The organism is uncultured Romboutsia sp., from assembly GCF_958366745.1.
Lineage (GTDB): Bacteria > Bacillota > Clostridia > Peptostreptococcales > Peptostreptococcaceae > Romboutsia > Romboutsia timonensis.
Window position 1 is genome coordinate 1 of the sequence record NZ_CATXCO010000034.1, and the last position, 15,517, is coordinate 15,517.

Sequence of the window (15,517 nt, forward strand, 5' to 3'; positions counted from 1 at the left end):
TTATAACCATATCAACTTCATCTGCACCTTTAGCTATTGCATCTTTAGTTTCAAATGCTTTAACAGCTGAAGTATTTGCTCCTAAAGGGAAACCTATTACTGTACATACCTTTACATCGCTTCCTTTTAGTTCCTCTTTTGCTAGTTCTATATTTGCTGGATTTATACAAACTGAGAAAAATCCATATTCTTTTGCTTCCTTACATATTTTAACTACATCTTCTTTAGTTGTTGTAGCTTTTAGTATTGTGTGATCTATCATTTTCGCTATTTGTGTACTATTCATATCTATCCTCCAAAATTAATATGTATAATATGAGTAAACGATTACTCATATAAATAAAATATAAACTGTTTTAACATAAAAATTTTTCTTGCGTAATCGTTTACTCATTTCTTTATGACTTGATTATCGCAGAATTATTTCTAACTGTCAATATTTTTTCAAACAAACTCTATGATTATTTACTTTATATCTTAACTTTGATATTATAACTTTATGATTATGGATAATTACTTATCTAATAAAGGAGAACCTATGAAACAAAACAAAAATATTTCTATAAAGCAAATTGCAAAACTTAGTGGAGTTTCTGTTGCTACAGTATCTAGAGTTATAAATAACAATGGTCGCTTTTCAGAAGAAACGCGTGAAAGAGTTATGAAAATAATAGATGAATACAATTATACAACTAACATGGCTGCTAAAAGCCTAAGGATAAGCAAATCAAAAACTATTGGTGTAATAGTACCCGATGTTAATAATGGCTTTTTCTCTGAATTAGTTTTAGAAATAGAAAAATACTTTTTTAGTCATGGTTATTCTGTGTTTATATGTAATACCAATCAAGATGAATCTAAAGAAAAAAGCTATTTTAAAAGTTTAGATTCTAAGTTAGTAGATGGTATCATTTGTATTTCTGCTATTTCTATTGATCCAGCTAAGTGTATTAAAAGAAATATACCTGTTGTATTTATAAATAATAAGGATTATAAAGACTACTATTGTGTTGAATCAGATCACTATAAAGGTGGATTTTATGCAACTGAAGAACTTATAAATAATGGTTGTAAGCACATAGTTTTACTTACTAATAATAGAAATTCATCTTCTGTTGATAATAAAATTAAGGGTTTTAAAAGTGCTATGGAAAAGCACAATATACCTATATATAAAGATCTTACATTAAGGCTTGATTTAAAAAATGGAAGCTTTGAAGATGCTATGCAAGCTATAAATAACTTAATTGATAATAATATAGAGTTTGATGGCATATTTGCTACTAATGAATGGAGGGCCCATGGTGCTTTAGTCGCTTTGCAGCAACATAACATTTCAGTTCCTGATAAAGTTAAGATTGTTGGATATGATGGTACTTATGTATCTAAATACTGTAATCCTCCTATAACTACTATTTATCAAGATAAAAAGGAATTAGCTTTTAAATCCTCTGAGTTATTGCTTAACTTAATTAATGAAGAAACTGTAGATAGTAAAAAGGATATTATAATTCCTATTAAACTTATAAAACGAAAAACTACTTAAAAAAGATGAAAGTAAATTTATTACTTTATAATTTACTTTCACCTTTTTATTACTATATTTTATATATTTGACTTTATATATTTTCTCAATATTTTTGCTATAGGTACTCCTATAACAAGTCCTATAACTATCTGAGTTATATTACCTGGTATTGAAAGCATTGCTTTTGCATGATTGCCATAAAGTATCATTTCTGTTACATAGTAACCAAATATCATCCATACTCCAGATATTATTATTGCAAATATATTAGTTTTAATACTTTCACCTTTTTTGTTTCCTGACCAAGCTATACTACCTATTATATATCCCATTACCCCTCTTACCACAAATGTAAATGGTGCCCATATTGCCCATTCTGATAATAAGTCAAATAGTCCCATACCAAATGCTCCAGCTATGGCACCTTTTCTTTTTCCAAATACAATAGCTGCTATAAATAGCATTGTATTTCCTAGATGAACAAGTCCTCCTGTTGAAGCCAGTGGTAATCTTATATTTATAAATCTAGTTGCTATAAATACTAATGCTATTAACAGTGATGTTTCTGCTAAGTCTCTTGTTGTAAATTTATTTTTTTTATATGAAGTTATGTCTTTAGCCATTGTCGAATTACTTGGTATTTCTATAAATTCTTTACTATTTGATTTAGTTGTAGTATTCATTTTATCCTCCTAATTCTCTTAAATTACCTATTTTTTAATATATATTCTTATACAAAATCTATTTCTAATAAATTTAAGTAGTGTTTATTAAATAATTCAACCAAACTTCCATTTCCATTAAATCCAAGATCTTTTAAACTTCTATCTATAACATTTAATACATATATTATAAATTCTAAGTTTGCATTTTCCCCCATATGACCAATTCTTAAAAGCTTATCTTTATAATCACATAACGATGTTGCAACTAATGTGTTGTATTTTTCCAGCATATGCTTAGTTAAGTTTAATGCACCAATATTTTCTGGTATTTCTACTGCTGTTACTGTATTTGAATAACCACTTTCTAAATATAACTTAAGACCATATTCAGTAAATGCTTTTCTTGTTGCACTTGCTATTTTTTCATGACGAGTTAGTACATTTTCTAGTTTTTCTTCTAATATATTATCTATAGCTCTATCTAGTCCTATTATTTCGTTAATTGGCATAGTGTATGGGAACCATTTATTTTCATAGTATTTTTCCCATATAGTTAAATTTAAATAAAATCCTACTATAGGCATTTTTCTATTTTTCATAGAATTTTTAGCATCTTCACTTATACTTACTATAGTAAGCCCTGTTGGTGCAGATATTGCTTTTTGTGAACCACCTAGTGCTATATCTATTTGCCAATCATCTACTCTTATTTCTTCTCCAACCATAGCCGCTACTGAATCTACCACAGTTAATATGTTATATCTTTTAAGTAATGGACATATTTTACTTAAATCATTTAATACTCCTGTTGGAGTATCACAATGTACTACTGTTGCGTATTTAAAATCATTTTCTTTTTGTAGAAATTTTTCTAATTCTTCTATATCTATCTCATTAGTATAATCTCCTGAGAAATATACAACTTCTCCACCATACATTTTTACAAAATCATCAAATCCTCTTCCAAATATACCATTATCTATAACAAGAACTTTATCTCCTGGCTCTGTCAGTGATGCACATGCAGCTTCAAGTCCTAATATTCCTTCTCCGCTTAATATATAAACATCATTTTCTGTGTTTAATATAGATGACATCTTTTTACAAGTATTTTTATAAAACTCACAAAACTCTACATCTATATCTGGGTTAGTCGTTTCCTTAGCTATTTCTAATCTTACGTTTTCTCTTACTCTAGTTGGTCCCGGTGTATAAACAAATTTATTATTCATATGTATCCCCCTCTTTTAATTAACTTTTATAACGCTTATTATATATTAATATTGTTTTGTATGGTATAATTTAAATTAATTTTAAAATTGTATGGGTACATTAATATATACAATCTAAATTATAAAGCTAAATTGTTTATAGTCAATTAAGTATTTCAAAATACATACTAGACTACGAGTTATTCACATAATAAAAGAGTTGTACTATATACTTTAATACAACTCTTCATTATCTGATACTACTCTTAATAATTTTCTTATTTTATTTAAATAATTCTGAAATACTATATCTATCTTTAGCTACAATTATTTTTGCATATGGTTTTAATATTTTTAATATTTTTACCATAGTATCTTCATCAACGCTAACACATCCATGAGTCGGTCCATTAGTTGATACATGAAAAAATATAGCTGAGCCTTTTCCCTTTATTATATTTTCAGTATTGTAATTTATAACTAATCCATACTTATACGCTATTTTATGGTCATATAAATGTTCTGCACTTTTAAAGTCTTTATCTACTTCCATTATATCTACCCATTTATTGTAATATTTTGAATTTGGATCATCAACCCAATAATCATTTTTATTTATTTGTTTGTATATTATATTTGTACCTGGATTTTCAGCTAAACCAAATGCTATATCAAATCCATATATTCCCGATGGAGTTTTCCTATCTCCTTCTTTTTTATTATTTGTTATACCATTTTGTCCAACATATCCATCTACACTTAATCTTTTCGTCCAAGTTTTATCATCTTCTTTATCATATAAATATATTTTTGCATTGTAGCCCTTAGTACCTACTACAAATATTATTTGATTACTATCTTTAGTTTCTTCATTTGTAATTATCTCTTTATTTAAATACCTTTTCAATAATGTAGACAAAGGTATCATTTTATCTATTCTATCTAATAATTTATACATTATTAATCCTCCAGCTGCTAAGTGTACCTCTGCCTTTTATATAGTATAATAAAAACTTACATATTAACAATAAAAAATACTTATTATTACATATGTATTTATTTCAAGAACAGTGATTAAATATAAAAATTTTATTTACAAAAATACACCAGATATTTTACTGGTGTATTTTTTATTACTTATTCATATTTTCTTGTTGTGCTTTTTTTACACCTTCTAGCTCTTTTACAAATTCATTTCCTTGATTATAGTCTATGTATAAAATACATGATATATCATCATTTTTTTCACTTATTCTTGTTGTTATTCTTATGTGATCTTCAAGCTTTTTTGTTTCAAACTTATATATTAAATCAAGGTGTGCACTTTCACCATTTATAATTATATTTATATCATCTTGAGGTATTTCTACTTCTACATCTCTTTGTGTGTCACTCTTTGATATATTTCCAAATTTAGTATATTTATATGAATGCCCTTTATAATCAAATCTATTACTTTTCTTTATTTGTTCTAATATATAATCTCCCTCTTCTACTTCTTGTGAAAATTTATCTTCTTCATAAAAATAGTACTTTGAAAAATAATCTAATCTATATTTTCCCATAGCTTCCTCCTAATTTTAATATAAATTAGTATTTACAAAATAAATATATTTAACACAAATATATTTATTTATAGCGTTAAAAAGTATACTTCATATAAATATCTTTCTTAGCATAAATTTTAATTATAAATAATTTGTTAATATATCTATGGATTGTGGGGTGACATAGTATGTTTCATATAGGTATTGATATTGGCTCTGTAACAGTCAAAACAGTTATTTTTGATACTAATAATAATATAGTATATAAAGAATATAAAAGGCATTTTTCTGATGTAAAAAAAGCTTTAAGTGAGGTTTTGGTTAATATATATAATAAACTTAAAAATTCAAAAGTTACTATAGTTATAACGGGTTCTGGTGGTATTGATATATCACAAAAACTTAATATAAAATTCATTCAAGAAGTTATTGCATCTACTCATGCTATAGAGTATTTTTACCCTGAGACAGATGTTGTAATTGAGCTTGGTGGAGAAGATGCTAAAGTTACATATTTAACAGGTGGAATAGATCAAAGAATGAATGGAATATGTGCAGGTGGAACAGGAGCTTTTATTGATCAGATGGCTTCTCTTTTACAAACTGATACATTTGGATTAAATGAATTAGCAAAAGACTATAATGTAATTTACCCTATTGCGTCTAGATGTGGAGTATTTGCTAAAACAGATATTCAGCCTCTTATAAATGACGGTGCTAAAAGAAGTGACATTGCCATGAGCATATTTAATGCAGTCGTTGTTCAAACTGTAAGTGTTTTATCTTGTGGTAGAAAAATCGAAGGTAAGGTTGCTTTTTTAGGAGGTCCCCTTCATTTTTTACCTAGTCTTAGAGATCGTTTCAAAAGCGTATTAAAGTTAGATGATAAAGATATAATATTCCCCGAAGATGCACAACTATATGTTGCTATGGGAGCTAGCTTGTTATCAAAAAAAGAAGAAGCCATAAAGTTAGATGATTTAATAAAAAAAATACAAAGTTTAAATATTGATGACTTAAATACTACAGATAAATTAGATCCATTATTTAAAGATGAAAATGATTATAATGAATTTATAAAAAGACATAATAAAAACACTATAAAAACTTGTGATATAAGTAAATTTAATGGAAATTGTTTTTTAGGAATAGATGCTGGTTCTACTACAACTAAGGCAGCCCTAATAGATGACAAGGGTAACTTATTATATACTCATTACAGTAGTAATGAAGGTAAACCATTAGAGGTGGTTATAGATATAATGAATAAAATATATAATATTTTACCATCTAATAGTAAAATAGTTTCTTCTACTGTAACAGGATATGGAGAAGGGCTTATAAAAAAGGCTTTAAAAATAGACTATGGAGAAATTGAAACAATTGCACATTTTAAAGCTGCAAAATTCTTTAATAAAGATGTAGACTTTATCTTAGACATTGGCGGTCAAGATATGAAATGTCTAAAGATAAAAAATGGTGTTATAGATAGCATAGTTTTAAATGAAGCATGTTCTTCAGGATGTGGATCTTTTTTAGAAACATTTGCCACTTCTCTATCTATGGATATTAAGGAATTTTCACATATAGGTATTTACTCTAAGTCTCCAGTAGATTTAGGTTCTAGATGCACTGTATTTATGAATTCTAAAGTAAAGCAAGCTCAAAAAGAAGGAGCAAATGTTTCTGATATTTCTGCTGGTCTTTCTTATTCTGTAATAAAAAATGCTTTATTTAAAGTTATAAAAATAAGAGATATAAACGATTTAGGAGATAATATAGTCGTTCAAGGTGGAACTTTCTACAATGATTTAGTTTTAAGAGGCTTTGAAAAATTAACTAAAAAGGAAGTTATAAGACCTTCTATAGCAGGTATTATGGGTGCTTTTGGCGCAGCATTAATATCTTTAGAAAAATATAGTAATGGATATAAAACTACTTTATTGAAGCAAGATGAATTAAGTAATATAAACTTAAATGTAGAAGTAGATAGATGCCGTGGTTGTTCTAATAATTGCTTATTAACCATAAATAAGTTTTCAGAAAATGAAATATTTGTATCTGGAAACAGATGTGAAAAAGGTGAAATGATTTATAATAAAGAAAAAAAGCCAGCCAATCATATAAATTTATTTAAATATAAATATAATAGATTATTTAAGTACAAATCATTATCTAAAGAAAAAGCTATAATGGGTGAAATAGGTATTCCAAGAGCTTTAAATATGTATGAAGATTATCCATTTTGGCACACTTTCTTTACTGAACTTGGATTTAGAGTTGTATTATCAGATAGATCTTCTAAAAATCTATATGAAAGTGGAATAACTTCAATATCTTCAGAAACTGTATGCTACCCTGCTAAACTTGTTCATGGTCATATAGAAAACTTAATAGAAAAAGGTATAAAATATATTTTCTATCCTTGTATTGTAAATGAGAAAAAAGAAGATATGTATGCTAATAATAATTATAACTGCCCTGTTGTAATATCATATTCTGAAGTTATAAAAAATAATGTTGATGGAATAAGGAAAAATAATATAACATACATAAATCCATTTTTAAGTTTAAATAATAAAGAAAAATTAAAATCTAGATTATATGATGAACTTTCAATATATTTTAATATTTCAAATTCAAATATTAATAATGCTGTAGATAAAGCAACAATCGAACAAGAAAACTTCAAAAAAGATATTCAAACTCAAGGAGAAAAAGCATTAGAAAAAATAAAAGAAAATAATTTAAAAGCTATTGTTTTATGTGGAAGACCATATCACCTTGACCCTGAAATAAATCATGGAATCCCTGAACTTATAAATTCTTTAGACATGGAAGTTCTTACAGAAGATTCTATATCTCATCTAGGAAGCGTTGAAAGACCTCTTAGAGTTGTTGATCAATGGGTATATCATACAAGACTTTATAATGCAGCTAGCTTTATTAAAGATCAACCTAATTTAGAATTAGTTCAGCTAAACTCTTTTGGATGCGGGCTAGATGCAGTTACAGTTGATCAAGTTCAAGAAATATTAAATCAAAGTTCAAAGATGTATACTGTTATAAAGATAGATGAAGGAAATAATTTAGGTGCAGCTAAAATTAGACTTCGTTCCTTAAAGGCTGCAATACTAGAAAGAGATACAAATAATAAAACTGAAATTATTAATAATGAAAAAATAGAATATAAAAAAGGTACTTTAAATAAAAATCACACTATCTTAGCACCTCAAATGTCTCCTATTCACTTTCAATTTTTCCAAAAATCTTTAAATTTAAGTGGTTTTAAATTAAAGGTTTTAGATAATACCGAAAGAGATATTATAGATACAGGACTTAGATATGTAAATAATGATGCATGCTATCCTGCAATAATTGTAGTAGGGCAAATTATAAGTGCTCTTCAATCTGGAGAATATGATTTAGAAAACACATCAGTTGTAATAACTCAAACAGGTGGTGGCTGTAGAGCTACAAACTATATAGGATTTTTAAGAAAGGCAATGTATGATGCTGGATTTAAAGATATACCAGTAGTATCTTTAAGTATTAATGGTATCGAAAAAAATGGAATTATGAAAAATGTCACTCTACAACTTATAAATAGATTATTTATGAGTGTGATTTATGGAGATTTATTAATGAAGGTATTATACAGAGTAAGACCTTATGAAAAAGTTAAAGGTAGTAGTAATGCCCTTTATAATAAGTGGATAAAAATATGTTTAGATTCTTTAGATAAAGCTAATATATTTACTTTTAATAATAATATAAAAGAAATAATACACGATTTTGATACCTTAGAAATAAGTGATGATATAAAACCTAAGGTTGGATTAGTGGGCGAAATACTAGTTAAGTTTCATCCACTTGCTAATAACTCTTTAGTTGATATTATAGAAAAAGAAGGTGGAGAGGCTGTTGTCCCAGAACTTATAAACTTTTTCTATAGCTGTTTCTTTAATACTTTGTATAAGTATAAGTATCTAGATGGCAAATGGATAAATAAAGAATTTGGAAAATCTGCTATCTGGATTATGGAAACTTATCAAAAAACTTATAAAAAGTATCTTGATAAAAGTAGTCGATTTAGTTCTCCTAAAAGCATAAATGTTCTAGCTCAAAGTACTCAAAAGGTTATCTCACCTTGTAATCAAACTGGTGAGGGTTGGTTATTAACTGGTGAAATGATAGAGCTTATTGAGGATGGAGTTAAGAATATTATATGTATGCAACCTTTTGGATGTTTACCTAATCATATAACTGGAAAGGGACAAATTAAAGAACTAAAAAGAATTTATAAAGATGCTAATATAATTCCAATTGATTATGACCCGTCAGCTAGTGAAACCAATCAGTTAAATAGAATAAAATTAATGCTTTCAACTGCATTTAAAAATATATAAAAAGACTCTCTTTTGAGAGTCTTTCGAAGTCTAAACTGTCTATAATTATAATATAGTTATGTTAGCTGCTTGAGGTCCTCTAGCACCTTCAACTATATCAAAGCTTACTTTTTGTCCTTCTTCTAAAGTTTTGAATCCATCAAGATTTATAGCTGAGAAATGAGCGAATACATCATCTCCACCTTCAACTGATATAAATCCAAATCCTTTTTCACTGTTAAACCATTTTACTATTCCGTTAGTCATTTTAAAATTCTCCATACCTTAAATATAAGGCTTTCTTTAATATTTAGTGCTTTTAGCACAAAATAATTATATACTATAATAATAAAAAAAGATACATTTTTTTGATTTTTTACTTAATTTTAACTATTACAGTTCCATAAAAACTATTATTTTCATATACTAACAGACCATTGTTAAATTGAAAAGTGGTATTATGAGGTAGTTGTAAATCACTCCATTTTATAATATTTCTTTCTTTATCATAGATTCCAGTATTTAAGTTTGTTATATTTATCTTATTATCATTTCTATCTTTTAATAAATTTAAATCTAATTCATAAGTATTTTCTGATGTAGCTTTGGCATTAACAATTATAATTTGATCCCAAGGAAAAAATCCACCTTCTAAGTTTAATTCTGATAACTTAGATAAATCATTTATCATATTTTTACTTATACCTGACATTTTTAAATTTTTTAAGTTTTGTAATACTTCTACATCTTTTATTTTATTATAATTAAGTCCAAGGTACTCTATATTAACTAAATTCTTTAATGAATTTATGTCTTTTATTTTATTATTATTTAGATATAAATATTTTAGATTTGTCAAATTTTCTAAAGCTTTTATATTATCTATATAATTATAGCTAGCCCAAAGTGTTGTTAATTGATTTAGATTTTTTAATGGTTCTATACTTATTATTTTATTATCATCTAAATCTAAGTGCTTTAGGTTTTGTAAATTACCTAATGGACTTATATCTTCTATTTTATTATGCCATAAGATAACTTTTTCTAATTTGCTTAAGTACTTTAATTCATTTATATCACTTATATTATTATATGGAAAGTTTATATAATTTAAATTTTTTGCATACCTTAATCCTGTTAAATCATTTATTCCACAACTATCAATATATAAAGATGTTATATTTAATATTTCATCGTCTGTTATATCTTGAAGCATTTCTCTTTTTCCTAGTAATTTAACTAATTCTTCATTTACAGCTTTTTTTAATTTAATGTCTGGTATATATATATACTTCATTGTATCACCTCATTAAAACCCTATATTCAAATTAATATCTTAAACTATATATCCTTGCTATAGCTTTAGATAAATCTGTTACTCGAAACTCTATTTTCTGTTATTAATTAAGTTATGTTACTTAACATATAAAGTTCTTTATAATAAAAAATTTACTTCGCTTGAGAGACGTGTCGGCGAAACGCTTCATTTCGCCAATGATATATCCTTGCTTACACTACGGATACATCCATTGCTCAAAATAAAAATTCTAAATTTTATAGTGCATTCTATTTTTATCAATTAAATATTGATAAATTTTGCTTCTCCATATATAGTAAAACGTTTCCCTTGTCATAAGGTGTAATTTATTGAATGATACAACATATTTTAATTCATTTAATTATTTTATTTTGTTTATAATTATTGTAATATAAATAATATATAATACTTATATTTAATGGAGAGATTTAATATGGAAGATATAACTGTTTCAGTAGAAGAAATGATAAACTTTATATTCAAAAAATGTGGTGAATCGGTGGATAAAGATACTATAGCTATGATACTTGATATACAAGAAGAATTTTTAGCATCTTATGGTCTTATTGATATAGATGAAGATGATATTTACTAAAAAATTCACTTCGCTCATGTCTCCAACGATATAACATACTTTATCTAAATAAATTTTCATATCTTAGTTTTCTTATACGTAAAAAATAAGGTGTCGGAATTTCCGACGCCTTATTTTTTATTTTATAATTTTAATTAAATTATACTCTCTTTAATTTTAAATACTCTTCTATTGAATTTGCAACTTTTTTAGCATTTGCTACTGCTTCAACTACAGTTTTTGCTCCTGTAACAACATCTCCTGATGCAAATACACATTCTCTTGTTGTATGACCTTCATCATCTGTAACTAAAAGACCATATTTATTAGTATCTATATTCTTAGTATTTGATACTATATTATTTTTAGGACTTTGGCTAATTGCAATTATAACTGAGTCTGCATTTATCAACTTCTCTGATCCTTCTATATTAACCATAGTTTTTCTTTCATCATCTAGCTTTTTAGTGTCTATAAATATAACACCTTCATCAATTATTTCAACTGAAGCTTTAAATAATTCAAAGTTTACTCCATCTTCTTTTGCATCCTTTATTTCAGCTTTTGTAGCTGTCATATCTTCAAAACCTTTTCTATATACAACTGTAACATTACTTGCTCCATGGTTCTTTGCAGTTCTTGCAGCATCCATTGCAACATTTCCTGCACCAATTATAACTACATTATCACCTAGTCTATATGAGTTTGGTGATTTTAAATAGTCAATTGCATAGTGTACATGTCCAAATGTTTCCCCCTTTATATTTAAAGGCTTTGGATTCCATACACCTGTACCTATAAATATTGCATCATACCCATCTTCAAATAATTTGTCTATTGTTATTACTGGCCCTACTAGCGCATTATATCTTATTTTTACATTTAAGTCTAATAACATATTTTCTATGTCATCTAAAACTCCTACTGGTAATCTAAACTTTGGAATACCATATCGTAAAACTCCACCTATATGTGATCTTTTTTCAAATATAGTTACTTTGTATCCCTTTTTAGCTAATATTAAAGCTAATGATATTCCAGCTGGACCTGAACCTATTATAGCTATTCTTTCATTTAACTTATTTTCTTGTTTTAATTTAGTATTTTTTAAATACTCCCTAGATATAAAGCTTTCTATTTCGTAAAAATTTACTGGTTCATCTTTTATTCCTCTTATACAGTTTCCTAAACACTGATCTTCATGTGGGCAAACCACTCCACAGATTGCTGATAATGGGTTATTATTAAATAATATCTCCCCTGCTTCATCTATTTTATTTTCTTTAAATAATTGTATTACTGCTGGTATTTGTGTATCAATTGGGCAGTATTTTTTACATTTTGGAACTTTACATAAAAAACATCTATTCGCTTCTTCCTTTAATTTATTAATGTCTATTGCTTTCATGGTTACCTCCTATAAATCAAAGTAAGATTTAATATATATCTTTCTTTAATTCTTATTCTTTTGGCTACATTTTATTAGCATTAACCCACCTAAAAACTTATATTTCTATATGCTTATAAAGTTTTTAAGTGTTTTTCATTTTACTCAACCAAATATACTTGATTTTATATATTAAGTTTTATTTTGTAATTTATTGTAATATTTTAATATTATTTATTATACTATCTCTTTTATAAAAAGTCTTTAATGTATATTAATTTTGCCTCAATTATATTTATATAAATTATTTTCATTAAAAAAGTTATGGGTTATCCCATAACTTTATATACTATATATATCAGAAAATTCTATATTACATTTCTCAACGTGATAGTCCTTATTGTCACATGTTAGTATAACATTTTCTTCTTCTAAAATTTTAATAGGTATATTAAATACAAATTCACTTCCCTTACCTATTTCACTAAATACTTCTATTTTACCACCATGCATTTCTACAATTGATTTTACAATAGATAGTCCTATCCCACTTCCTTCACATCTTCTAGAAAGAATATCATTTGCTTGTCCAAATCTATCAAATATCAATTCTAACTTATCATTTGGTATTCCTACTCCACTATCTTTTACAGATACAACTACATCTTCATTTACTTTATTTAAAGACACATATATATCTCCATTATCGTCTGTATACTTAATTGCATTTGATAATAAATTTAACATTACCCTTTCTATTTTATCTGGATCACAAGCTAATGTTATTTCTTCAACGTCTGTATTAAATATCAGGTTTATTTTTTTATGTTTAACATATTCCGCTATTGATAAAGTTATATCTTCTATTACTTTTACTATATTGTAGTTAGAAGGTTGTAAATTATAATATCCTATGTCAATTCTACTTATATCTATTAAATTATTTACTAGTCTTAGTAGCCTATAAGAATTTTGTTTCATAATATCTACATGTCGTATTAAATTCTCTTTGGTTATATTATCTAACTCTATATTTTTATCTATTAATTGAACAATTCCAAGTATTATATTTAAAGGTGTTTTAAATTCATGAGATATATTTCCAAAAAATTCATTTCTTATACTTTCTAGGTGTATAGCTTCCTCTAATTTTTTCTTTTCTACTTCTACTTCTTTTCTAGAAGTAACATCTATACCTGTAGACATAAATACATTTTTATCTTTTACATATTTTAAGCTCAACTCTATCCATTTATAAGTATTATCTTTACATAATAATCTAATAGTTAAATACTTTATTTCTTCTACTATATAATTTGGATCATATAAAAATTCTAATATAGAAATATCATCAGGATGTATTAAGTCACTATAGTGCATAGCTTTTATTTCCGCTTTACTCCAACCAAGTACTTTTTCCCACGAATCATTAGCTTTAATAATACACCCATGTATATTTAATGTTGCTTTTAAATCTACTGACACATCTAAATAAAGACTCAATTCTTCTTCTGATTCTTTACGTTTTTGATTTTCTAATTTTAATTCTTGAGATAATCTATAATTTTTTATAAGCATTGCAATTTTATATGCAATTTCTTCAAATAAAGTATCTTGATTATACTTTGGTGCGTCTTCCTTACTATAAGTCATAGAGAATGTACCTATTAATTCATTCCTTACTATCATAGGATATATACAAAGATATTTTATATCAACTATAGCATCAGTATCTATATCTATTTTTTCTATATCCGTTTTCTTCCGCATTTTATTTATGCCTTTAAACCCTCTATAAGTTTTTCCATCTAAAATAGCCTTTTCTTCATTTTTACTAATCCTTATTTTATCAACTCTAGCAAGTGTTTTAGCTGCATTTTTTAGTGTTATATACGGTTTTAATTCTAGATTATCTTTATCATAAAGATTTATAGCTAAGCCTTTAGCATTTGAATGTTCTATTATACTATTTGATATACGATTTAATAACTTATATAGACTATCTTGGCTTTCATCAGTATTAATAGCAATAGCTTTACTATAATGTTTAAATATTTCATCTTTAGCTATATTTTGTAAACTTGTATCTTTACATGATCCTACTATATATTTCAAGTTATTATTTTCATCATATATAGGTAACTTATAAGTTTCATATGTAACTTTTTTTCCAAATAGATTTATTTTATCCTCATATAATTTACCCACTTTACTCTCTATTACTATTTTATCTGTTTCTTTGAAAGTTTCTACAATATTTGATGGAAAAATCTCCTCATCGCATTTACCTATAATTTCCTCTCTAGATTTACCAAAGAATTCACATAAAGTTTTGCTAAAATATAGATATTTTCCTGAAGCATCTTTAATAAATGCTCCTGTATATATATTATCTAATAATAATTCTATGTGTTCTTTTGTAAGATTAGATTCATTTATATCTTTTGATACTATAAACAAACTTCTTTTACTTTTAAATTCATCTATAAATATATTACTTTCTAATTTTATTTTTTCACTATTTTTTGTTATAATTTCTAGTTCTTTATTTACTCCATTTTTATAAGCTGATATTTTATCTATTTCTAAATACTCATTAGCTATAACTTCATTTATATTTATATTACATAATTCATTTTTTTTATATCCGAATTTTTTTAGAAATTTACCATTAGCAAAAATTATTTTTCCACTGTAATCTACTATTAAAATATACTCATCCACTTTTTCTAATAAAATTTCCATTTATTCCCCCTAAATTTGCACACAATAATTAAAATTATAACATATTTTTCCTATTTTTTCATTTTTAGATTATAAAATTTAAATAAAAATTCGCTTCGCTCATGTCGCCAACGACTTCGTCCGTTGCTCGAGCCACTGCGTGGGCGAAGCATTT

General features: G+C 26.0%; 12 protein-coding genes. 3 read left to right on the forward strand and 9 right to left on the reverse strand.

Annotated features, from left to right (window positions below; translation table 11 throughout):
• The coding region (deoC, locus tag Q5F54_RS04230; protein ID WP_302334004.1) for a deoxyribose-phosphate aldolase at positions 1-286 on the reverse strand (286 nt) is incomplete at its 3' end.
• A 252-nt stretch (positions 287-538) separates the two neighbouring features.
• Between deoC and Q5F54_RS04235 the strand changes: the two genes are divergently transcribed.
• Positions 539-1,546 carry a LacI family DNA-binding transcriptional regulator gene (locus Q5F54_RS04235; RefSeq protein WP_288526884.1) on the forward strand — a complete coding sequence of 336 codons (1,008 nt, stop codon included), beginning with the start codon at positions 539-541 and terminating at the stop codon, positions 1,544-1,546.
• A 59-nt stretch (positions 1,547-1,605) separates the two neighbouring features.
• Here Q5F54_RS04235 and Q5F54_RS04240 read toward each other — a convergent pair whose 3' ends face one another.
• The 4 genes from Q5F54_RS04240 to Q5F54_RS04255 all read right to left on the reverse strand — a co-directional run bounded on the left by Q5F54_RS04240 (position 1,606) and on the right by Q5F54_RS04255 (position 4,969).
• Positions 1,606-2,211 (reverse strand): ECF transporter S component, encoded by a 606-nt coding sequence (locus Q5F54_RS04240; RefSeq protein ID WP_330644439.1) that lies wholly within the window; start codon positions 2,209-2,211, stop codon positions 1,606-1,608.
• Between the two features lie 47 nt (positions 2,212-2,258).
• Positions 2,259-3,425 carry an alanine--glyoxylate aminotransferase family protein gene (locus Q5F54_RS04245; RefSeq protein ID WP_302169447.1) on the reverse strand — a complete coding sequence of 389 codons (1,167 nt, stop codon included), beginning with the start codon at positions 3,423-3,425 and terminating at the stop codon, positions 2,259-2,261.
• 262 nt (positions 3,426-3,687) lie between these two features.
• Positions 3,688-4,362, reverse strand: coding sequence for a L,D-transpeptidase (locus Q5F54_RS04250; protein WP_302334005.1), 675 nt, complete (start codon positions 4,360-4,362; stop codon positions 3,688-3,690).
• Between the two features lie 175 nt (positions 4,363-4,537).
• Positions 4,538-4,969 carry a hypothetical protein gene (locus Q5F54_RS04255; RefSeq protein WP_071120756.1) on the reverse strand — a complete coding sequence of 144 codons (432 nt, stop codon included), beginning with the start codon at positions 4,967-4,969 and terminating at the stop codon, positions 4,538-4,540.
• A gap of 170 nt (positions 4,970-5,139) precedes the next feature.
• Between Q5F54_RS04255 and Q5F54_RS04260 the strand changes: the two genes are divergently transcribed.
• Positions 5,140-9,360, forward strand: coding sequence for a 2-hydroxyacyl-CoA dehydratase (locus tag Q5F54_RS04260; protein ID WP_288526343.1), 4,221 nt, complete (start codon positions 5,140-5,142; stop codon positions 9,358-9,360).
• A gap of 45 nt (positions 9,361-9,405) precedes the next feature.
• On the opposite strand, the gene Q5F54_RS04265 is transcribed toward Q5F54_RS04260, so the two are convergent.
• The gene (locus Q5F54_RS04265; protein ID WP_071120758.1) at positions 9,406-9,606 is read right to left on the reverse strand and encodes a cold-shock protein; all 201 of its coding nucleotides are present in this window, start codon (positions 9,604-9,606) and stop codon (positions 9,406-9,408) included.
• Between the two features lie 109 nt (positions 9,607-9,715).
• Positions 9,716-10,636, reverse strand: coding sequence for a leucine-rich repeat domain-containing protein (locus Q5F54_RS04270; protein WP_288526345.1), 921 nt, complete (start codon positions 10,634-10,636; stop codon positions 9,716-9,718).
• Positions 10,637-11,090: 454 nt separating this feature from the next.
• On the opposite strand from Q5F54_RS04270, the gene Q5F54_RS04275 reads away from it, so the two are divergent.
• A complete protein-coding gene (locus Q5F54_RS04275) occupies positions 11,091-11,252 on the forward strand; it encodes a hypothetical protein (RefSeq protein WP_195906821.1) in 162 nt (53 codons plus the stop codon).
• Between the two features lie 139 nt (positions 11,253-11,391).
• Here Q5F54_RS04275 and Q5F54_RS04280 read toward each other — a convergent pair whose 3' ends face one another.
• Together Q5F54_RS04280 and Q5F54_RS04285 are read right to left on the reverse strand one after the other, a co-directional pair.
• Positions 11,392-12,639 carry an NAD(P)-dependent oxidoreductase gene (locus Q5F54_RS04280; protein WP_281539018.1) on the reverse strand — a complete coding sequence of 416 codons (1,248 nt, stop codon included), beginning with the start codon at positions 12,637-12,639 and terminating at the stop codon, positions 11,392-11,394.
• Between the two features lie 321 nt (positions 12,640-12,960).
• Positions 12,961-15,363 carry a PAS domain S-box protein gene (locus Q5F54_RS04285; RefSeq protein ID WP_281539019.1) on the reverse strand — a complete coding sequence of 801 codons (2,403 nt, stop codon included), beginning with the start codon at positions 15,361-15,363 and terminating at the stop codon, positions 12,961-12,963.
• Positions 15,364-15,517: the final 154 nt, after the last annotated feature.

Excerpts from the sequence above, each read along its gene's own strand:
- Q5F54_RS04270 (WP_288526345.1), bottom strand. The coding sequence starts at position 10,636 with ATGAAGTATATATATATACCAGACATTAAATTAAAAAAAGCTGTAAAT.
- Q5F54_RS04285 (WP_281539019.1), bottom strand. The coding sequence starts at position 15,363 with ATGGAAATTTTATTAGAAAAAGTGGATGAGTATATTTTAATAGTAGAT.
- Q5F54_RS04255 (WP_071120756.1), bottom strand. The coding sequence starts at position 4,969 with ATGGGAAAATATAGATTAGATTATTTTTCAAAGTACTATTTTTATGAA.
- Q5F54_RS04235 (WP_288526884.1), top strand. The coding sequence starts at position 539 with ATGAAACAAAACAAAAATATTTCTATAAAGCAAATTGCAAAACTTAGT.
- Q5F54_RS04280 (WP_281539018.1), bottom strand. The coding sequence starts at position 12,639 with ATGAAAGCAATAGACATTAATAAATTAAAGGAAGAAGCGAATAGATGT.
- Q5F54_RS04245 (WP_302169447.1), bottom strand. The coding sequence starts at position 3,425 with ATGAATAATAAATTTGTTTATACACCGGGACCAACTAGAGTAAGAGAA.
- Q5F54_RS04275 (WP_195906821.1), top strand. The coding sequence starts at position 11,091 with ATGGAAGATATAACTGTTTCAGTAGAAGAAATGATAAACTTTATATTC.
- Q5F54_RS04240 (WP_330644439.1), bottom strand. The coding sequence starts at position 2,211 with ATGAATACTACAACTAAATCAAATAGTAAAGAATTTATAGAAATACCA.
- Q5F54_RS04265 (WP_071120758.1), bottom strand. The coding sequence starts at position 9,606 with ATGACTAACGGAATAGTAAAATGGTTTAACAGTGAAAAAGGATTTGGA.
- Q5F54_RS04260 (WP_288526343.1), top strand. The coding sequence starts at position 5,140 with ATGTTTCATATAGGTATTGATATTGGCTCTGTAACAGTCAAAACAGTT.
- Q5F54_RS04250 (WP_302334005.1), bottom strand. The coding sequence starts at position 4,362 with ATGTATAAATTATTAGATAGAATAGATAAAATGATACCTTTGTCTACA.